The organism is Asticcacaulis machinosus, assembly GCF_028550435.1.
GTDB lineage: Bacteria > Pseudomonadota > Alphaproteobacteria > Caulobacterales > Caulobacteraceae > Asticcacaulis > Asticcacaulis machinosus.
The window spans coordinates 408,757-429,408 of the sequence record NZ_JAQQKV010000001.1; the positions used below are offsets into that span (position 1 = coordinate 408,757).

Here is a 20,652-nt window from a genome sequence, read left to right on the forward strand (position 1 = left end):
GATGGAACCGGCGGCAAACGACAAGGTGCGCCGCCGGATCATCGATTACCGGATGATCTGGCGGTGGCATTTTTATGCAGGCTTGTTCTGCATACCCTTCATTATTATTCTGACGCTGACGGGTACGACATACTTGTTCAAGCCTCAGATTGAGGCGGTACTGGAGGCTAAATATAATAATCTGGCGTTTGATGGTGCCCCTAAACCCGTCAGTCAGCAAATCTATACGGCCATGCACGCCATGCACGGCGCGTCACTGACACAGGTTGAAATCAGGGATAATCCTCATGATGCACTGAGAGTCACGCTGAATGATGGTGGCGAACTGTACCGTCTGTATGTCCATCCCCAGTCTCTGGATATCCTAAAGGCGCAGCCTCTGGATGAGCGCTTTATGGTCATCATCAAAAACATTCACGGCGAACTGACTATCGGCAAGCCTGGAGAGATCATTGTTGAACTGGCCGCCTCATGGGCCATCGTCATGATCATAACCGGACTTTATCTGTGGTGGCCGCGTCAAGTGACTGGCTGGGCAGGTGTATTGTGGCCGCGATTAAACGGTGGATCACGACTTTTCTGGCGGGATCTGCATGCGGTTACGGGGATTTATATCTCGACGTTCGCCCTCATACTCCTGCTGTCAGGCCTGCCCTGGACGTCGGTGTGGGGGACGGGTTTTAAGGCCGTGGTAGCCGCCACCAAGCCCACGGCTGCCAAGGCCGAATGGAGCAGTAATCGCGCCCAAGACAAACAGCAGGTCAAGAACGAGCACGCTCACCACGGCGTCGCGAACCCGGCCAAAGATATCGGGGCCGATATGGGTACAGATCTGACAGGCGTAGATGCTTTAATACCAGTAGTTCGATCGCTTAACCTTCCAGCACCTATCATTATCAAGCCTGACAGCGAACGTATGTGGCAAGCCGGTTCCGCGACGCAGAACCTTACCGCACGACGCACGGTGACCCTTGACGCCAATACTGGTGAAATTGTCAAACAAACCGGCTTTGCCGAAAAAGCCCTTATGGACAAAGTCGTGCTGACGGCGATTACGCTGCACGAAGGCCATTTATTCGGTTGGTTCAATCAGTTGCTAGGACTTCTTACCGCAGTGGGTTTACTGACACTGAGCATCAGCGCCGTCATCATGTGGTGGTCAAAGCGCCCGGCTGATCGGCTGGGCGCGCCTGTCAGGCTTGATGGAAAGCACGACCGAGGCCTTTTGTTTATTATATTAATCGCGGCGCTTTTTCTGCCGGTTATGGGTTTGAGCCTTGCGCTTATCGCTCTGCTGGAACGATTTATCTTAAGGCGCATTCCATCTGTCAGGAGCTGGCTGGGCCTTACCTGAAACTAAAAAAAAGCCCGGCAAAATTGCCGGGCTTTTCGTCTCGTTTCATGCTGTTTAGGTGTTGATGACCCGACCATCGGCATCAAGCGATGCTTCAAGTATGGCTTCCGACATGGTCGGATGCGGGAACACCGTGCCTTGCAGGTCTTCTTCGGTCGCTTCCATAGTGATGGCCAGACAGAAGCCCTGCACCATTTCCGTCACGTTGGCACCAATCATATGCGCCCCTAACAGCGCGCCGGTCTTTTTGTCGAAAATGACCTTCACAAAGCCGAGCGTTTCAGACGACGCCACCGCCCGGCCATTGGCACGGAAGGGGAAGCGTCCGATTTTGACATCAAGCTTTTGCTCCTTGGCCGCCTGCTCGGTAATACCGACAGAGGCGACTTCAGGGGTCGCATAGGTACAGCCCGGAATCGGCGGTGTAAGGTTCGACAGCTTGCGACCGGCCATGTAATCGGCGGCATGAACAGCTTCGTGTGACGCTTTGTGCGCCAGCCAGGGTGGCCCTGCGCAGTCACCAATGGCGTACAGGCCCTTGACGTTGGTTTTGCCGTGGCTGTCGTTTTTGACATGTCCACGATCCATAACCACACCCAGCTTTTCAAGGCCGATGCCGTCAGTATTGGCAACAATACCTACCGCGACGATGCAGCCTTCGGCGGTCAAAATCTCTAACTTTCCAGCCACTTCGACATGAACGGCCACGCCTGTGGCAGGCTTTTCGATCTTGGTGACCTTGGCGCCGACGCGGAAATTGATACCGCGTTTTTTGAAAGCCTTAAGCGCTTCGGCGGACACTTCGTGGTCTTCGACGGGCAGGATGCGATCCATCGCCTCAACGACCGTGACCTCAGTTCCCAGCGCCTTGTAGAAGCTGGCAAATTCGATCCCGATCGCACCTGAACCAATGATAATCAGTGATTTAGGCTGAGTCTTGGGGGCCAAGGCGTTGCGATAGGTCCAGATGCGTTCACCGTCAGACACCGCACCAATGGCCGGGATTTCGCGTGCGCGGGCACCGACGGCCAGCATGACATTTTTGGCTTCGACCGTCTGGGTTCCGCCAGCTTTCAGCGTCACAACAACCTTGGGCGCGTCTTTACCAGGCTCTAATACCGCCGAGCCTTCGATGACATCGATCTTGTTTTTCTTCATGAGGTAGGCGACGCCTCCACTCATGGTCTTGGTCACGCCGCGCGAACGCTGAATGACCTTTTCAAAATCATAGCCCGGATTAGAGGCCGACAGACCGTAATCTTCGAGATGGTGGAGCTTATCATAAACTTCGGCCGATTTAAGCAGCGCCTTTGCCGGTATACAGCCCCAGTTCAGGCAGATACCGCCCAAGGCTTCACGCTCAACAATCGCGACCTTAAGACCGTTCTGAGAGGCGCGAATGGCACCTTCATAACCGCCAGGGCCGGAACCGATAACAACGAGATCATAAGACATGTGTTTTCAGTTCCCTACGCTAACATCTTAATCGGGTCTTGCAGCAGATCGCGCAAGGCCGTGATGTACTTCGCGCCAATCGAGCCATCGACGACGCGGTGATCGCAGGTCAACGTAACCGTCATAACGGTCGCGACTGCTAACTGACCACCCTTGACGACCGGACGCTGTTCACCAGCACCGACCGACAGGATGCAGCCCTGCGGCTCATTGATGATCGAGGCAAACTGTTTAATGCCGAACATACCGAGGTTGGACACAGAGAATGTGCCACCCTGGAATTCTTCGGGTTTCAGCTTACGATCACGGGCGCGAGCCGCCAGATCTTTGGTTTCCTTAGCGATCTGAGCCAGGGATTTCGTCTCAGCCTTGCGGATAATCGGCGTGATCAGGCCGCCATCGATCGCCACGGCCATAGCAATATCGGCATTGTGGTGCAACGCGATACCTTCTGGGGTGAAGGACGCATTGGCTTCAGGCACTTGCTTAAGCGCCAGCGCCACCGCCTTAATGACGATATCGTTGACGGAAACCTTCACGCCTTGCGATTCCAAAGCTGTGTTGATCTTGGCACGGGCTGCCAGCAAATTATCGATCTCAATATCGACCGTCAGCGGGAAGTGCGGAATATCACGGAAGCTGTCAGTCAGGCGGCGCGCAATGACTTTACGCATACCATCCAGCGGCACCAGATCGTAGGAACCCGGCGCGATTCCCAGTTGCTCCAGAGATTGCACCTTACGTGGTTCGCTCGCCGTAGCGGCCGCAGGTGCCGATCCGGCTTTACCGGCTCCGGTTTTCAGGGCTTCTTCGATATCGCGTTTGATAACGCGGCCATGCGGCCCTGTACCTTTCAGCAATTTAAGGTCAAGCTTGTTGATCTCGGCCAGACGACGCGCCAGAGGCGATGCCGCCACCCGTGCACCCGACGATGCAACTAGTACCTGAGTTGGCGCCGCTGTCACCGGAGCAGGCCCCGCCGCGACTGGAGCGACATCTGCTTTAGGAGTTTCTGTCTTGGCAGGCTCAGCAGCTTTCTGTGGCGCAGGTGCCGCAGATCCACCTTCACCGGCCAGACGCGCGATCGGCGTATTGACCTTGACGCCTTCGGTACCAGCTTCGATCAGAATGGCTTCGATAGTGCCTTCGTCAACAGCTTCGACTTCCATCGTCGCCTTATCGGTTTCGATTTCCGCAATTACGTCACCGGCAGAGACGCTGTCCCCAACCTTAACGTGCCATTTCGCCAGAATCCCCTCCTCCATCGTCGGAGACAGGGCGGGCATTAAAATGTCAGTCATTTCAAACTCTTCCCTGTATTAACGGTAGCAGACGGTCTTGACGGCAGCGATGATTTTCTCAACGCTCGGCACCGTCATGGCCTCAAGGTTTGCGGCATAAGGCATAGGCACATCTTCCTGGTGAACGCGCATAATAGGCGCATCCAGATCATCGAAGGCATGCTCCTGAACGCGGGCGGCCACTTCGGCCCCAACGCCCATCGGGCCCCAGCCCTCTTCGACCGTGACCAGACGATTGGTCTTACGCACCGAAGCCAGAATGGTGTCAGTATCCAACGGACGAATGGTGCGCAGATTGACAACTTCGGCGTCAATCCCCTCTTCAGCCAGCTTTTCAGCCGCTTTAAGCGCAAATCCAACCATGCGCGAGTGCGCCGTAATGGTCACATCCTTACCCGGACGCTGGATCTTAGCCTTACCGATTGGCAGGACAAAATCTTCGACATCGGGAATTTCAAATTCATTGCCGTACATCATTTCGTGCTCAAGGAACACGATCGGATTCGGGTCACGAATAGCGGCCTTCAGCAGGCCTTTGGCGTCGGCCGCATCATATGGTGCGATGACTTTGAGGCCCGGCACGTTACCATACCACGACGAATAGTCCTGAGAGTGCTGGGCACCAACACGCGATGCAGCACCGTTAGGGCCACGATAGACGATAGCCGATTTGATCTGCCCCCCGGACATATAGAGCGTCTTGGCGGACGAGTTCAGAATGTGGTCAATCGCTTGCATAGCGAAATTGAACGTCATGAACTCGATGATCGGTTTTAGGCCCGCCATAGCGGCCCCTGCACCCACACCGGCAAAGCCCATTTCGGTAATCGGTGTGTCGATCACGCGGCGATCGCCAAACTCTTCCAACAGGCCGCGCGACACCTTATAGGCCCCCTGATATTGGGCGACTTCCTCACCCATCAGGAAGACCTTTTCGTCCCGACGCATTTCTTCGGCCATAGCGTCACGCAAAGCGTCACGAACGGTGATTTTCACCATAGGCGTGCCTTCGGGGAATTCAGGATCGCGAATTTCAGCCTTAGCCGGAGCTTCAGGCGTCGTCTCAGCCGGCTTATCTGCAACCACAGCCGGTTGAGCTGCGGGAGCATCTGCTTTAGCCGGAGCCTTGGCAGCATTATCTCCGCCAGCCAAACGCGCGATCGGCGTATTGACCTTGACGTTCTCGGTTCCGGCTTCGATCAGAATTTCTTCGATCTGACCTTCATCAACGGCTTCGACTTCCATCGTTGCTTTATCGGTTTCGATCTCAGCAATCACATCGCCAGCCGAGACGGTATCGCCCGCCTTAACCAGCCACTTCGACAGTGTGCCCTCTTCCATAGTCGGTGAGAGCGCGGGCATTAAAATATCAGTCATATGTTTAAACCTTACGCCTCAAGATAGACATCTGTATAAAGCTCGGACGGATCCGGCTCAGGGCTGGTCTGGGCGAATTCCACAGCTTCAAGGACGATGGCCTTGATCTCGTTATCGATGACCTTAAGCTCGTCCTCGGTAACCCCGGCCTGCTCGATCATGGTTTTGATATGATCAATCGGATCGCGGTTCTTTTTGACGTCGTCGACCTCTTCCTTGGTACGGTACTTGGCCGGATCGGACATGGAGTGGCCGCGGTAACGATAGGTTTTCATCTCAAGGATGTAAGGGCCATTGCCGGAGCGGGCATGCTCAGACGCGCGCAAACCAGCCTCATAGACCGCAAATACGTCCATGCCGTCAACCTGCTCGCCCGGAATGCCGAACGATGCACCGCGCATATAAAGCTCAGTCGTGGCTGACGCCCGCGCAAGGCTGGTGCCCATTGCGTATTCATTGTTTTCGATCACATACACAACCGGCAGCTTCCACAGCTTGGCCATGTTGAAGCTTTCGTAAACCTGGCCCTGGTTGGCTGCGCCATCACCGAAATAGGTGTAAGACACATTGCCATTCTGCTTATAGAAATCAGCAAAAGCCAGACCCGTGCCCAGCGACACCTGAGCGCCGACAATTCCGTGACCACCAAAGAAGCCGGTTTCGATGTCAAACATGTGCATCGATCCGCCCTTACCTTTGGACGATCCACCGATGCGACCGGTCAATTCGGCCATAACCTCTTTTGGATCCATGCCTGCAGCCAGCATATGGCCGTGATCACGATAGCCTGTGATAACCTGATCGCCATCAATCGAGGCGGCTTCCATGCCGACGGCAACCGCTTCCTGACCAATATAAAGGTGGCAGAAGCCCCCGATCAGGCCCATGCCGTATAGTTGCCCCGCACGCTCTTCGAAGCGGCGAATCAAAAGCATTTCGCGATAATATTTTAAAAGATCATCTTTGGACGTATTACGGTTCACAGATGGGGTGGAGTTGGAGCCCTTGGCTCCGTCACTTGCCTTTGCGGCACGCGCCATGAATACCTCCCTGAGCATCATGTTGTAAGTTCGGAAGAAGTTTAGACGTTACCATTTATGAGAACGCAGAGCCGTCGTAAAGGCCCCATCATGCGTCAGGAATTAGCGCTCTTATCAATTTGATCGCGGATCACATATTCGTTTGCCTCACCGAAGCCTAGAATAACACGCGCGCGCTCTTCGAGTAAATCACGAGATAAGTTGTCAGTGCGCAAATAACGCGCTCTTGCCTCAAGATCCTGACGTTCATTTTTAAGCTTTGCCAGATTTTTCTCAGCAACCATCAAATCTTTTTGACGGCCTTCTTGAGAAAACAGGCCTTTATCGCCCGTTAAAAACTGAACGCAACAATAGGCTAATAATATAGCAAGTACAGCAGTAGGCAAATAAGGTCTCAAGTGTAAAAACACGACTTACGCCCTTTCTGGACGGCGAACAGCTTTGACTCCCTATTTGCAGCCCCAGCCGTTAACAAACTGTTACCGATGATGTCTGGCGCCCACAAAGAATTTATCGATTTAGCTAACAAAATTTGGCGTAAGCGTATGATTTTACGACGCGCACTGCTCTGTTTTTGGCAATTTTGTAAAAAACCCTTCCCCGTGCGTAAATTTGATTAGTTTTGAGTAAATTTGTGCGACGCGATTCCCCCGCTTAAAAAGCGAAGCGGCGGAAAAGATACCTTCTCCGCCGCCTATTCGTTTAAATAGTAAAATAAATTAGCTGCGTATAACGCTCAGGCCCGCATAGACCGCCTCGATATCCAGTTGAGACTCGATACGCAAAAGTTGATTGTATTTTGCAAGCCGGTCGGAACGCGCCAGAGACCCCGTCTTGATTTGTCCGCAATTCAACGCCACCGCCAAGTCAGCAATCGTCGAATCCTCGGTTTCGCCTGAACGATGCGACATGACAGAGGTATAGCCCGCACGGTGCGCCATATCGACCGCATCAAGGGTTTCCGACAGGGTACCAATCTGATTGACCTTAACCAGAATAGAATTGGCCAATCCTTCGACAATACCCATCTCCAGGCGGTTCGGGTTCGTTACGAACAAATCATCGCCCACCAACTGAACACTATCGCCAAGACGTTCCGTCAAGGCTGCCCAGCCTTCAAAGTCATCTTCGGCCATACCGTCTTCGATCGAGCAGATCGGGAAGGCCTCAGTCAGCTTGGCCAGGTAGTCCACCATGCCCATCGCATCAACGGTCTTGCCTTCGCCTTCCATGACGTACTTGCCGTCCTTGAAGAACTCAGTCGATGCCACATCCATAGCCAGCCAGAAATCCTGACCAGCCTTGTAACCGGCCTGCTCACCGGCTTTCATAATGAAAGACAGGGCCTCTTCGGCCGACCCAAGGTTTGGTGCAAATCCCCCCTCATCACCGACATTGGTATTGTGGCCGGCTGATTTCAAACCCTTTTTAAGAGCATGGAAGATTTCCGCGCCCATACGCAGGGCTTCGGAGAAACTCTCCGCCCCCGCCGGAACAATCATGAACTCCTGAATATCGATGGGGTTATCGGCATGAGCACCCCCATTGATAATATTCATCAGCGGCACTGGCAGGACACGGGCCGATATGCCGCCAACATACTTATAAAGCGGCAGACCCGATGACAGGGCGGCCGCACGAGCAGTCGCCAAAGAAACTCCTAAAATAGCATTGGCGCCCAGACGTGACTTGTTTTCTGTGCCATCAAGGTTGATCAGGGTCTGATCAAGACGGCGCTGATCACGCGCATCAAAGCCTGACAGGGCTTCAAAAATCTCAGTATTCACAGAATCAACGGCCTGGAGCACCCCCTTGCCCAGATAGCGCTTGGCATCACCATCGCGCTTTTCGGACGCTTCGTGTGCACCGGTTGAGGCGCCCGATGGAACCGCAGCGCGACCGAACGAGCCGTCTTCGAGGGTCACATCGACTTCAACAGTCGGGTTACCTCTGGAATCGAGAATTTCACGCGCAACAATATCAATGATTTCCGTCATGGGAGCGTCCTTAAAAAGGCTTTATGAAACAGGCCTGAGCAAAACTGACGGCTGGGAATTAGAGTAGAAAACACCTTTTCGCAAGCCGTGATAACGCTAACGCTTCATATATTGGGACGATCCAATTCTCATAGGGCAACAGCCGTCAATATATCCTGCGGTCTTTCAAATAAATGATCCGGGTTTTCGCGGCGTAGCCGATCAGGATTAGCAAAACCCCAACTTACGGCTCCCACTTTAAAGCCCGCAATACGTGCCGCCTCAATATCCCTGATTTCATCGCCAACAGATAAAACGCAGCGCGCCTCTGTACCTATGGCCTTTTGCAGGGCTTTGAACTTAGCCGCCTTCCCGAACAGGCTGGCTCCACAGGCATAGTGGTCTACAAGGACCGAGATGTCCGCGCCCAAAACCTTTTCGACATTTTCACGGGCATTGGAGGTAACGATGGCAACCGAAACCCCCTGCTGTTTCAGTGCAGTAATAACGTCACTGACACCGTCAAACAAGGCAATACGATCTATATGCTGCCCCTGAAGCTTGCGGACATGGGTCATGATCATAGGCAACTTCCACATCGGCACCCGATGATGTGCCAACAACTCACGCGCGCCCATATCCCGCAGCATGCCCAGATTATTGCGATCCCCGCGATCATAGCCGAACTTATCGGCCACTTCGTCAAAGATATCGAGGAACCAGCCGAACGAATCAGCCAGAGTCCCATCGAAATCAAAAATCACGAGTTTATAGGGAATCGTCATGGAGAAACCATAACCGCAAATCAGACATAAAAAAACACGGCCCTGTTACGAGCCGTGTTTTTAATCTTGGTCACAGTCCGAAAAGATTAGTCTTTTTTCGGCGTCAGAACCTGACGGCCCTTATACATGCCGGTTTTAAGGTCGACGTGGTGAGGACGGCGCAGCTCGCCCGTATCCTTGTCTTCGGTATAGGCATTGGCGCCGAGCGCGTGGTGCGAACGACGCATGTTGCGCCGTGAAGGCGATACTTTCCGCTTAGGTACGGCCATTTCCGTCTCTCTTCTTTAAAGTTGTGCTACCGCTTCGTTGCCTTAAGCATCTAACGATATCGCCGAAAGCTTTATGTCCAAGCCCTCAAGCGCGAATAGGGGAAGGCATCTCTTATGACATGCCAGAAGGCGGGCCTTATGCCTTAAGACGGGCAGATGATCAAGGTCATTTTCACGAATATGGTGAAAATATCAGGCTTTGTTCATCCAAGCCCTCTAAGTGACTTTATAGATCACTTATATATAGCACGCCCTATACCATAAACAGGCCATAATCCATTCAGATACCGTTCAGGTTCAATGCCGCAGTCTGTTTCCATACTGACACATAACGTCAACGCACGGTGAAGAGTATGGAAACGCAAACACATTCAAAAAACTCATTAATACGCCACCTTCCCAAGGCTGCAATTGCTTTAGGTCTGGGCCTCGCGATGGCTCTGCCGTCTGTCGCATCAGCCTACGATGGTTATTGCTACGCCCGCCAAAGAGAGGCCCAGACAAATGGTACAGTGATTGGCGCCATAGCCGGGGCTGCATTGGGTAGCAATATTGCCGGCCGCGGCGACCGTACCGAAGGCGCCATTGCGGGCGCTGTGTTAGGTGGCGTGGTCGGCAACAGCGCCGGTCGCAGCAGTGTCGATTGTTACGAAGGCCGCTATTACTCATATGATGATAGCGGCTATTACGATCCTCCGCCCCCGCCCCGCGGCTATGTGGCCGTCTATTATAATGACCGCCCGCGCTATGGTTATCGAAACGTCTACCGCGAGCGCTATTACGGCCATTATGGGCCACCGCCCCGCGCTTATTACCGTGATCGCGACAGACATGATCGTTACGATCGTCATCATCGCCACGATCGTCATGATCGCGGGCACAGAGGCCATCGCGACCGCTGGTAATAAAAACCCGCCTCAAAGAGCGAAGTGTTAGCGCATTAAAAAAGCCGCCCTGTCGTGCAGGGCGGCTTTATTTTAGTATTTATAAAAACTTAGCCTTGGGCAGAAGCCGTATCAACCTTCACGCCTGGGCCCATAGTTGAAGATAACGAGATCTTGCGAACATAGAGACCCTTGGCACCCGACGGACGGGCCTTAACCAAAGCATCAACCAGAGCCTTTACGTTGGCTTCAAGTTGTTCAACCGTAAACGAAACCTTACCCACGCCCGCGTGAACAATACCGGTCTTTTCAACACGGAATTCAACGGCACCGGACTTGGCGTCCTTAACAGCCTGAGCAACGTTTGGGGTCACTGTGCCGACCTTAGGGTTCGGCATCAGACCGCGCGGGCCCAGTACCTTACCCAAGCGACCGACCAGAGCCATCATGTCCGGAGACGCGATAACACGGTCAAAGTCCATGAAGCCGCCCTGAATCTTTTCGACCAGATCTTCGGCACCGACGACTTCAGCGCCGGCAGCCAGAGCTTCTTCAGCCTTCTTGTCCTTGGCAAACACGGCGACGCGAACGTCCTTACCCGTGCCGGACGGCAGTTGAACCACACCACGAACCTGTTGGTCAGCGTGACGGGGATCGACGCCGAGGTTAACGGCGATTTCAACCGATTCGTCGAACTTGGCCTTGGCGTTGGTTTTCACGACGTTCAGGGCGTCGGTGACAGTGTGCAGCTTTACGGAATCAACATCCCAAGCCTTGATGCGCTTTGCAATTTTGGTCATCAGAATTCCCCTTAATCGACGATCTTCAGACCCATCGAACGGGCAGAGCCCTCGATGATCTTGGCGGCGGAAGCGATGTCGTGAGCCGACAGATCCTTCATCTTCTTTTCAGCGATTTCACGAAGCTGAGCTTGCGTGATCTGGCCAGCGCTGTCGCGACCGGGCTTGGTCGAACCGGACTTAAGGCCCAGAGCTTGCTTGATGAAGAAGGTTGCAGGCGGTGTCTTGGTCACGAAGGTGAACGACTTGTCCTGATAAACCGTGATGATGGTCGGCAGCGGTGTGCCTTTTTCCACGTTTTCAGTACGCGCGTTGAATTCCTTACAGAAACCCATGATGTTCACGCCGCGTTGACCCAGTGCAGGGCCGATGGGGGGCGAAGGTGTGGCCGAGCCAGCCTTCACCTGGAGCTTGATGTAGCCCAGGATTTTCTTAGCCATTAATGTCTCTCCAGATATATAGAGCCGTGGTTCGGGCATCCCCTCCCACGGATTTCAACCGCCCATCCGAGCGGAAGGCGTGCCTATAGTGCATATAGGACTATGGGGCAACCCCCTTTTTCATAACGCTTTAGCGTAGAAATAAGGCAGCCAAGGTTTGCGCTTTGGCTAACCGGTCAAACCCCACGTCCATCGGCGTATAGTTTGACGTAAGCGCCACAACGATCCCTGTCTCTGGATAGATCAGCAAAAAAGAATAGCCGCCATTGGCTGTACCGCCATGATGCACAAACGGGCCGTGCTTATCTCCGCCTACGCGGAAACCCAAGGCATAATACTCCGGATTGATCTTGCCATCAGCTAAAAGCGCCGGGGTCCATAAAGCTTCACGGCTTTTGGGTGTTAGAATATCTCTGGCCACCAAAGCATTCCCGAACCGCACCAGATCGGATGGGGTCGAAAGATAGCCCGCACCAGCATATTTATGGCTGGCATTATCTTCCGGTGCCTCGATCAAAGCGCCATTTATCAATAGATAGGGTTTAACCGGTTTTGGGGTCGCATCCACTTTATTCTGACGGGTCAACATCATCCCAGCTTGCGTCAGGACTTCGTCGTTTACGATCTGCTCAAACGGTTTATGCGCCGCACGTTCCATAGCTAATGCCAGCACCGTGTAGCCATAGGTGCTGTAGTGAAACCCTTTACCTGGCTCAAATAACAAGGGATCATGCTCGACAAAGGCCGCAGCGGTTCGGGTATCGGGATAAGCTTTAGAATTGAAGCTTTCAGAGATGTCTTGCGAATAATGGCGTACACCTGATTGATGCGAAAGCAACTGCCTGATGGTATAGGTCGCTTTACCGTCTGCGAAGTCCGGTACATAGGTGTTCACAGGTTCATCCAACCGGATTTGTCCTTTATCGACCATGCGCATCGCAGCAACCGCCGTTAGGGATTTCGATATGCTCCCTATCCGGTAAAGTGTGTTCAGGGTCGCCGGTGCGCGGCCCTTCACGTCGTCATAGCCAATTACGCCTGACCAGACCAATTGACCATTTACGCCCACCGCTGCTGAGACTGAAGGTATATTATTTTCAACATACAGCGCTTTAAGCCACGCATCCGCCTCTTTTGCCCCTGCGCCATAATCTGAGCCATGAGCAACCGACGTGACCTCAGGTATTTCCCCCGGTCGTTTTTCGATAATTGAAAATATGTAAATAGCAGTGAGCGCAATCAGTGACGCTATGACGGCTATTAAACCGACAACCAACTTCTTAATCATCCCCGCCCCGTTTTTTTATAATATGCGCGAAAACTTACCAGTCACCCACAATCGGAACAACAAAAAAGCGCTCCGGCTACCCGAAGCGCTTTAAAGCTGCGTATGCAACTATAATTAAGCGGTCTTTTCGACCTGTGAGAACTCAAGATCAACGGGCGTGGCGCGTCCGAAGATCGAGACAGACACCTTAAGGCGGGCATGTTCCTGATCGACGCTTTCGACCACACCGTCAAAGCTGGCGAACGGGCCGTCGATGACCTTGATCTTTTCGCCGATATCGAATGACAGAACCACCTTGGGCTTTTCGGCCGCAACATCGGCCGTACCAATAATGCGCTGCACTTCTTTTTCGGTAACCGGGATCGGTTTTTGGCCGGAGCCTAAGAAGCCCGTGACCTTGGGTGTGTTCTTGACGAGGTGATAAGCCTCATCGGTCATTTCCATCTTCACCAGCACATAACCGGGGAAGAACTTGCGTTCGCTGTTGAACTTACGACCGCGACGGATTTCGACCACATCTTCGGTGGGCACCAGAATTTCAGAGAACTTGTCTTCAAGCCCCTGCGACTTGGCCTGATCACGCAGAGATTCAGCCACCTTCTTCTCGAAGTTTGAATAGGCGTGAACGATGTACCACTTATGGCGCGGATTCGGAGCCAGGGCAGCGTCGAGTGTGTCATTTGCCATGAGCGATGGTCCTTATCTACCGATGTTCGTCAGCCAACTGACGCTGAAGCCCAAAATACCGTCAACCACAAAGAAGAATGCCGCAGCGACAACCACCATGATCAAAACCATGACGGTCGTGATCCAGGTTTCCTTGCGCGACGTCCAGGTGATCTTACGGGCTTCCTGACGGACTTCCTGAATGAATTTGGCCGGGCTGGTCTTTTTCTTTGGTGTCACTGGTGCCGAAGACGCGCTCGTCCCTGCGCCTTGCGCAGACATCTGGGGCTTGGCCACATCCACAGCGCCTGACTTAGCCGGCGATACCGTGGGGGTCTTCGAGGTAGGTTTCTTCGCCATAAGAATCGACGTTCCGACTTCTGAACAACAAAACGGAGGCCCAAAATATCGTTTTGAGCCTCAAAAAAAGTGGCAGGGGCAGAGGGACTCGAACCCACGACTTCCGGTTTTGGAGACCGGCGCTCTACCAGCTGAGCTATACCCCTATGTTAGTGACATATCGTGTGCAAACTGGACGCTTGCAAGATATGCCGGGCACTTAGAATCTCAGTTATCACGACAACTTTCGACCCTTAAGAGCCGTGCGGTGTATCAGCGCTTAACGCCAAGGGCAAGGGGGTTTGCAGCTTTGAACTTGATTTTATTGTGGTCAATCATCAGTTGCCCAAGCTTAATTGCATTAGGCTTAATTGCCCCGGCCTCAGTTACCAAGACTTATGTTGCCTGAGCCCATCACGGAGCGCTGTATGCGGCCTGTGACCTTTTTGAGGTAAACATTTCCGGAACCGACAATACTTATGTCAACATCCTTAACCGTACCGCCGTAATGAAGCTTACCCGAACCGGCGATATTGAGTTCAAGCTTAGGGGACGCACCATCCACGACCTTGACATTACCTGAGCCCGCAATGGCAATTTCACCAGGGCCGTTAAGCCGCAACACCGCGATGTCGCCATTCCCGCCAATCGCCGCTTCGAGTTTGGTGATATTGCCCGCTCTCACCGTACCTGAGCCGCCAATGGCGATACTGGCCGAACGCGCATCACCAATTGTGATATCTCCCGAACCGCCGATGCTGATGTCAGCCGTCTCAGCGACATGACCGGCATGCCATGTCCCGCAACCGGCGACCGACAATTCCAGACGTTGCGCCGTTCCCATTTCTCCGTAAACGCCACCGTTTGAGTTGATGACAACATCCGCAGGCATTTTAACATATATAACCGGCAGGTCTTTGACCGAAACCTTGGTTCCCCCCACGCCACCGAACGTCACGTCCCCGTCCTGACCATTAACACAGCGAATAGATTTGGATTTAAGTCCACCATCCGCGATCAAAGAATTTCCGGACGTTCTAACCATGATCTTGGGGACACTGGACGAGCCATAGGCGACTTTGAGATCAATATCGCTGCGCCCGGAATCGGGCACGATGACAACTCGGGCCACCATATTGCGTAAATCAAGTTCGGTTGCCATCAGGGCATTAGCGGGTGCCGCTGTGGCCGCGATGACAAGTCCTGAAATCAGACTTGCCGCAGTATAAGCGACCATATAGGTTTGGGTCATTTACGCTTTCCAGACAACATTTTGAGCACAGCTAAACAGGCCGCAAACCAATTGTGTGACCTGCGGTCGCCAAAAACAACTTAATTACTTGTCATGAAAGGATTGTCACGGTTTCAGCTTGCGCTCAAAGAAGTCCAGATAAAGCCGATAGCGGAATAGATTTTTAGCATTACCCCGGACACCGTGACGTTCACCGGGATAAAGCATAAGTTCAAACGGTATGGATTTTTGCTGTAAAGCATCGATTACGCGGGTCGAATTCGCCAGAACAACATTATCATCGGCCATACCGTGCATCAGTAGCAGACTGTTAGGTTTAAGATTATCCAGTCGGTTTACAACATCGTATTTCGCATAGTTTTCAGCATTGGTCTGTGGCGTAGACATGTAGCGCTCAGTATAGGCTGTATCGTACAGCCCCCACTCTGTCGGAGGGGCGCCAGCAGCACCTGCAACAAACGGCGTATCCTTGGCGGTTAAGGCCATCAGGGTGACAAATCCGCCTTGGGACCACCCCATCATGCCGATGCGTTTGCCATCAACATAAGGCAAGGTTTTCAACCAGTTGGCACCCAATATCTGATCATCTATATCTGGCCCGCCGAATTGCTTATAAATGGCACGCTCAAACGCTACCGAGCGATTGGGCGTACCGCGGTTATCAAGCGAAAAGACAATATAGCCTGCCTCCTGAAAGAGACGATCTGCCGGGTTGACCCACGTCCTTTGCACCATAGCCTTAGCCGGCCCGCCATAGATGGAGACAATGACCGGATATTTCCTCGATGGATCGAAGCTCTTGGGTTTCAGCATCGACCAGTGCATGTCCTGACCGTCTGAGGCTTTCAATGTGCCAAATTCAGGTGGGGAATACTCATTTTTGAACGCAAAGTATGGATGATTTGGATCTAACGCATTTTCCTCGATCCAGCGGATCAGCTTGCCCTGCGCATCATAAAGCCCTGTTTGCGAAGGTGTCTCCGGATCGGAATAGGTACCAATAAATACTCTGCCGCCGTCAGACACAGATGTAGCCCACCAACCGCCCGCAGAGGTTACCGCGATTGGAGTTTTCGGTGCTTTGTAACTCACTTTATAAAGGCGGTTTTCGATTGGTGTGTCTTTGGATGCTTCAAACCATATGTCTCCAGTCGCCTCATTAACAGAGGCAATATGGTCGACCGGCCAGTCACCTTTGGTAACTTGATGGATCAGTTTGCCATCAACTCCGTAAAGATAGATGTGGTTGCTGCCATCGACCTCGGAGGCCCACAAAAAGCCACCGTCTTTCAGAGGGCGGAAATCGTTATTGAGATCAATCCAGCTATCGGATGCTTCCGACAAAAGCACGGACGAAACACCGGTTAACGGGTCGACCTTCAGCAGATCAAGACGTTGCTGATTACGACTTAAGCGCTGCACATAAAGGGTCTTGCCATCTGCCGCCCAGTTAACACGCGCCAGATAAATATCGTTATTATCACCCAGATCGACCTTGATCGCTTCACCGTTCAGGGTTTTGACGTAGAGTTCAACGACTGCGTTCTTAGTTCCCGCCTTTGGATAGCGCTGCTCAATCAGTTTGAACGCCGATCCGCCGATTTCAATGCGCGGCACGATATCGACCTGGCTTTCATCAACCTTGGCATAGGCGATGCGGGCGCTGTCCGGCGACCACCAATAGCCTGTGTAGCGGCCCAGTTCCTCCTGCGCGATAAATTCAGCCACCCCATAGCTCACCGCCCCCTCACCTTTGGGTGTAATGGCCGCCTCAACGCCAGACGCCATATCTTTCACGAAAAGAGTATTGGCGCGCACATAAGACAGATGCTTGCCCGATGGGCTAAGCTTGGCATCGACTTCATCGTCAGGTGTGTTGGTGACCTGTGTGATTTTGCGACTGGCCCGATCGACACGGTAAATGTCGCCGTCCAGCGGCACCAGAATAGACTTTGACGACGCATCCCAATCGTAAGCCACCACACCACGCGCCGACACGCGCATACGCTCACGGCGGGCTTTTTCGGCTTCGGACAACACTTTGCTTGCAGATGACAATTGATCAGCATCAACTATCACATAGGGCGTCCCGCCCTTAACCGGCACAGCCCATAAATCCTGCACCTGAGCATTACTGGCCTTGGGTTTTAGCCATGTCAGCATTTCACCATCGGGAGATAATTTAGCACCGACTGCTTTTGGGCCGGACAACGCCGGATCAGAAAACACGCGCTCCGGTGTCAGGATTTCCGCCTGCGCACTTACCGCCAAACACAATATCCACGCCGACACGCCAAACCGTAATACTGACATTTATAACCCCAAAGTCTAACTCATCAGGACGCTAACGGGTGCCCATAACGAACGTCAAGATTATAGAGCCTCGCACCTCAAAAAGTTACCTCAGAAACCAGCATAGGTGCCGCGGAACAGCAATTCGGGCAACACGATTGAAACCGCCATACTCACCGACAAACGGCTGCGCTTTATGGCCCTGCGCACGATCTGCCATCCGCCATGTAATTGCCCGCTGAGTTTCAATTCGCACGCGCGGACTATGCGTAAACGCCGCATCAATTGCGCACGTAGCCCATTCATGCGACTTACAGATTGATTTCGGGAGGGGGCCGCCGTCACATGCCCTTCCCAACATGGCTCAGAATGTGTGGTTAGTGGCGATTTGTAGGCTTCGTCTCCACAGCCAAAATCTACGCGCTTTACGTGACCTTCCACCGCTTTCATAATATCCAGCGTCATCAAAATGCCTACGCCATAGCGCGCAAAGGCCGGATCATAGCCCGGAAACCATAGGTGCAGGCCGCTACCACTTTTCAAGGCGACCTCAACCGCGATGATGCGCTCACCGTGCCTGTAAACACCGGCCATGAGACCGAAATCATTGTCTTTTTGTTTTGCCAACGCCTGCAACATATCGACGGTCCAGCCACAGGCGAACACATCATGCAGCCCGCTTTGGCGATACTGGCTTCGCTTGCAATCAACAATCCATTTTAGAATTTCCGATGTGACCGGCTCCCAACTAAAGATAAGGTCAGGATAGTCCTTGTTCAAATTGCGGCGGCAACGCTCGGAGTTGCGGAAAACCTTTTTGTGCTGCTCGTAATTGGTGCGGAAATAGGTTTCAAAACCTGCAGATAAATCGGCATACAGACGCTTTTGAGGTCGCGGGTTTTCACATGGAGTGGAGCCGTCAATTAATCCCTGAAACTCAAAGCGCCGTGCTTTCAAAAGACAAACCAGATCGCTCAAATCGATATTTTCAACGGAAATTACGGCCTGAAAATCCGTCAGGGGTGCTGCAAAGGCCTGAATTATGCGACCACGCTTTTGAAAAGGAAAGAAACCCAGCAGCCGGTCACCGCCATATAGTCTGGCTATGAAGGCATGGGGAACGACCTTTGCGATAGCCTGAAAATACCGAACATCAAAATAAGGCCCCCAAAGTTCAGGTCTTTGTTTGAGGCATTGTGCCCAAAGTGCCAAATCCGCCACATTTAGCTGATCAGTGGTTATGACTTCGATATGACTTAAATTCATGCGGTCGGTTCCTGCCCCATTAACCTGATTTTTCGCCGCTCTTTTCTGTTAGCTTCATTAGTTTAATATTTTGCAAGCCGTTACAACCACGCAAACAAAAAAGCCCTCTGAGTTTCCTCAGAGGGCTTTTTTATTTAGCCACCGTCATCTCAGCTTGCGCCAAGTTCCGGTTCTAGGGGCTTGCCCTAGGCGATGATTTTTGCCCCGATGCGACAATGACGTGTCGCATCAAGACTAAAAACTGTTGCGAAAATTAAGCAATAATTTTCGCAACGACGCCGGCGCCGACGGTACGGCCACCTTCACGGATAGCGAAGCGCAGCTTCTCTTCCATGGCGATCGGGGTGATCAGCTCAACGTCCAGCTCAGCATTGTCGCCCGGCATGATCATTTCTACGCCTTCTTTCAGCTTCACGATACCGGTCACGTCCGTCGTACGGAAGTAGAACTGCGGACGGTAGTTGGTGAAGAACGGCGTGTGACGACCGCCTTCTTCCTTGTTCAGGATGTAGGCTTCGGCGATGAACTTGGTGTGCGGGGTGATCGAACCCGGCTTACACAGAACCTGACCGCGCTCAACGTCTTCACGCTTGGTGCCGCGCAGCAGAACGCCGACGTTGTCACCGGCCTGACCTTGGTCAAGCAGCTTGCGGAACATTTCAACGCCCGTGCAGGTCGTCTTCTGAACCGGACGGATGCCGACGATTTCGACTTCTTCACCGACCTTCACGATACCACGCTCGACGCGGCCGGTCACAACCGTACCACGGCCCGAGATCGAGAACACGTCTTCAACCGGCATCAGGAACGGCAGGTCGATCGGACGCTCAGGCTGCGGGATGTAGTCGTCAACCGTTTGCATCAGAGCCAGGATCTGGTTTTCACCGATGTCCGGGTTCACGCCGTCGGTGGCAGCCTTAGCCGAACCCTTGGTGATGGGGATATCGTCGCCAGGGAACTGGTAGGACGACAGAAGTTCACGAACTTCCATTTCAACCAGCTCAAGCAGTTCTTCGTCGTCGACCAGGTCGACCTTGTTCATGAACACGACCAGAGCCGGCACGCCGACCTGACGGGCCAGCAGGATGTGCTCGCGCGTTTGCGGCATCGGGCCGTCAGCGGCCGAAACCACCAGGATAGCGCCGTCCATCTGAGCGGCACCGGTGATCATGTTCTTCACGTAGTCGGCGTGGCCCGGGCAGTCAACGTGGGCATAGTGACGGTTGGCCGTCTCATATTCCACGTGCGCCGTGTTGATGGTGATGCCGCGTGCTTTTTCTTCAGGCGCTGCGTCGATGTCAGCATAGTTCTTGGCGACCGCGCCGCCCGACTTTGCCAGCGTCATCGTGATCGCGGCTGTCAGCGTCGTCTTGCCGTGGTCAACGTGACCAATCGTGCCAATGTTGCAGTGCGGCTTAGTACGGTTGAATTTTTCCTTGGCCATAGGTCAGGCTCCGTATTGCCCAGTCGGGCTAAGGTTTTGAAATGAAAATTGGAGCGGGTAGACGGGATCGAACCGACATCCTCAGCTTGGAAGGCTGCTGCACTACCATTGTGCTATACCCGCGCACGAAAGCATTCTGCTGCTTAAGCAAAATACTTTCGTAAATTCGATCGGGGACTACAGTTTTCCAAGCCTTTAAGACCTGTCGCGGCAGACAGGTCGTGCGATGGTGGGGGAAGCAGGACTCGAACCTGCGAAGCTTACGCAGGGGATTTACAGTCCCCCCCCTTTGCCGCTCGGGACATTCCCCCATGCGCACGTCTGATTTTCAAGGCTTGAAAACCTGCTGCTTTAAACTCGACCTTTTAAAAAAGGACAAGCCCAAAAACAAAAAAACTTTCTGGTTTCTGTGGATGTCCTCTCT

At 53.1% G+C, this 20,652-nt stretch carries 19 protein-coding genes and 3 tRNA genes; 2 read left to right on the forward strand and 20 right to left on the reverse strand.

Going from position 1 to position 20,652, the window contains the following annotated elements; all coding sequences use genetic code 11:
• Position 1: 1 nt before the first annotated feature.
• On the forward strand, positions 2–1,354 hold the full coding sequence (locus tag PQU98_RS01965) for a PepSY-associated TM helix domain-containing protein (RefSeq protein ID WP_272743194.1): 1,353 nt from the start codon (positions 2–4) through the stop codon (positions 1,352–1,354).
• 54 nt (positions 1,355–1,408) lie between these two features.
• Here the strand turns inward: PQU98_RS01965 and lpdA are convergent, their stop codons facing one another.
• The 8 genes from lpdA to rpmF form a co-directional block, all read right to left on the reverse strand.
• Positions 1,409–2,809, reverse strand: a complete 1,401-nt coding sequence (gene lpdA / locus PQU98_RS01970; RefSeq protein WP_272743195.1) for a dihydrolipoyl dehydrogenase — start codon at positions 2,807–2,809, stop codon at positions 1,409–1,411.
• A gap of 14 nt (positions 2,810–2,823) precedes the next feature.
• Positions 2,824–4,110: a pyruvate dehydrogenase complex dihydrolipoamide acetyltransferase gene (locus tag PQU98_RS01975; RefSeq protein WP_272743196.1), complete on the reverse strand. Its 1,287-nt coding sequence runs from the start codon at positions 4,108–4,110 to the stop codon at positions 2,824–2,826.
• An 18-nt stretch (positions 4,111–4,128) separates the two neighbouring features.
• Positions 4,129–5,487, reverse strand: a complete 1,359-nt coding sequence (locus tag PQU98_RS01980) for a pyruvate dehydrogenase complex E1 component subunit beta (RefSeq protein WP_272743197.1) — start codon at positions 5,485–5,487, stop codon at positions 4,129–4,131.
• A gap of 11 nt (positions 5,488–5,498) precedes the next feature.
• Complete coding sequence (gene pdhA, locus PQU98_RS01985; protein ID WP_272743198.1) at positions 5,499–6,527, reverse strand: pyruvate dehydrogenase (acetyl-transferring) E1 component subunit alpha; 1,029 nt, start codon at positions 6,525–6,527, stop codon at positions 5,499–5,501.
• Positions 6,528–6,622: 95 nt separating this feature from the next.
• The gene (locus tag PQU98_RS01990) at positions 6,623–6,937 is read right to left on the reverse strand and encodes an FtsB family cell division protein (RefSeq protein ID WP_272743199.1); all 315 of its coding nucleotides are present in this window, start codon (positions 6,935–6,937) and stop codon (positions 6,623–6,625) included.
• Between the two features lie 309 nt (positions 6,938–7,246).
• Positions 7,247–8,524 carry a phosphopyruvate hydratase gene (eno, locus tag PQU98_RS01995; protein ID WP_272743200.1) on the reverse strand — a complete coding sequence of 426 codons (1,278 nt, stop codon included), beginning with the start codon at positions 8,522–8,524 and terminating at the stop codon, positions 7,247–7,249.
• A gap of 128 nt (positions 8,525–8,652) precedes the next feature.
• A complete protein-coding gene (locus tag PQU98_RS02000; RefSeq protein ID WP_272743201.1) occupies positions 8,653–9,288 on the reverse strand; it encodes an HAD hydrolase-like protein in 636 nt (211 codons plus the stop codon).
• Between the two features lie 86 nt (positions 9,289–9,374).
• Complete coding sequence (gene rpmF, locus PQU98_RS02005; RefSeq protein WP_272743202.1) at positions 9,375–9,557, reverse strand: 50S ribosomal protein L32; 183 nt, start codon at positions 9,555–9,557, stop codon at positions 9,375–9,377.
• 434 nt (positions 9,558–9,991) lie between these two features.
• Here rpmF and PQU98_RS02010 point away from each other — a divergent pair, with 434 nt between their 5' ends.
• Complete coding sequence (locus PQU98_RS02010) at positions 9,992–10,462, forward strand: glycine zipper 2TM domain-containing protein (protein WP_272743203.1); 471 nt, start codon at positions 9,992–9,994, stop codon at positions 10,460–10,462.
• Between the two features lie 89 nt (positions 10,463–10,551).
• Here the strand turns inward: PQU98_RS02010 and rplA are convergent, their stop codons facing one another.
• The 12 genes from rplA to PQU98_RS02070 form a co-directional block, all read right to left on the reverse strand.
• Complete coding sequence (rplA, locus tag PQU98_RS02015; RefSeq protein WP_272743204.1) at positions 10,552–11,241, reverse strand: 50S ribosomal protein L1; 690 nt, start codon at positions 11,239–11,241, stop codon at positions 10,552–10,554.
• An 11-nt stretch (positions 11,242–11,252) separates the two neighbouring features.
• Positions 11,253–11,681: a 50S ribosomal protein L11 gene (rplK, locus tag PQU98_RS02020; protein WP_189487076.1), complete on the reverse strand. Its 429-nt coding sequence runs from the start codon at positions 11,679–11,681 to the stop codon at positions 11,253–11,255.
• A 130-nt stretch (positions 11,682–11,811) separates the two neighbouring features.
• Positions 11,812–12,969 (reverse strand): serine hydrolase domain-containing protein, encoded by a 1,158-nt coding sequence (locus PQU98_RS02025; RefSeq protein ID WP_272743205.1) that lies wholly within the window; start codon positions 12,967–12,969, stop codon positions 11,812–11,814.
• Positions 12,970–13,083: 114 nt separating this feature from the next.
• Positions 13,084–13,656, reverse strand: a complete 573-nt coding sequence (gene nusG / locus PQU98_RS02030) for a transcription termination/antitermination protein NusG (RefSeq protein ID WP_272743206.1) — start codon at positions 13,654–13,656, stop codon at positions 13,084–13,086.
• Positions 13,657–13,668: 12 nt separating this feature from the next.
• On the reverse strand, positions 13,669–13,995 hold the full coding sequence (gene secE, locus PQU98_RS02035; RefSeq protein WP_272743207.1) for a preprotein translocase subunit SecE: 327 nt from the start codon (positions 13,993–13,995) through the stop codon (positions 13,669–13,671).
• A gap of 70 nt (positions 13,996–14,065) precedes the next feature.
• Positions 14,066–14,141: transfer RNA gene (locus PQU98_RS02040), tRNA-Trp, on the reverse strand.
• 215 nt (positions 14,142–14,356) lie between these two features.
• Positions 14,357–15,226 (reverse strand): GIN domain-containing protein, encoded by an 870-nt coding sequence (locus tag PQU98_RS02045; RefSeq protein WP_272743208.1) that lies wholly within the window; start codon positions 15,224–15,226, stop codon positions 14,357–14,359.
• Between the two features lie 105 nt (positions 15,227–15,331).
• On the reverse strand, positions 15,332–17,539 hold the full coding sequence (locus tag PQU98_RS02050) for a S9 family peptidase (RefSeq protein WP_272743209.1): 2,208 nt from the start codon (positions 17,537–17,539) through the stop codon (positions 15,332–15,334).
• 90 nt (positions 17,540–17,629) lie between these two features.
• Positions 17,630–18,784 (reverse strand): GNAT family N-acetyltransferase, encoded by a 1,155-nt coding sequence (locus tag PQU98_RS02055; RefSeq protein ID WP_272743210.1) that lies wholly within the window; start codon positions 18,782–18,784, stop codon positions 17,630–17,632.
• Positions 18,785–19,037: 253 nt separating this feature from the next.
• On the reverse strand, positions 19,038–20,228 hold the full coding sequence (gene tuf, locus PQU98_RS02060) for an elongation factor Tu (protein ID WP_272743211.1): 1,191 nt from the start codon (positions 20,226–20,228) through the stop codon (positions 19,038–19,040).
• Between the two features lie 49 nt (positions 20,229–20,277).
• Positions 20,278–20,351: transfer RNA gene (locus PQU98_RS02065), tRNA-Gly, on the reverse strand.
• A 104-nt stretch (positions 20,352–20,455) separates the two neighbouring features.
• Positions 20,456–20,539: transfer RNA gene (locus tag PQU98_RS02070), tRNA-Tyr, on the reverse strand.
• Between the last annotated feature and the right edge of the window lie 113 nt (positions 20,540–20,652).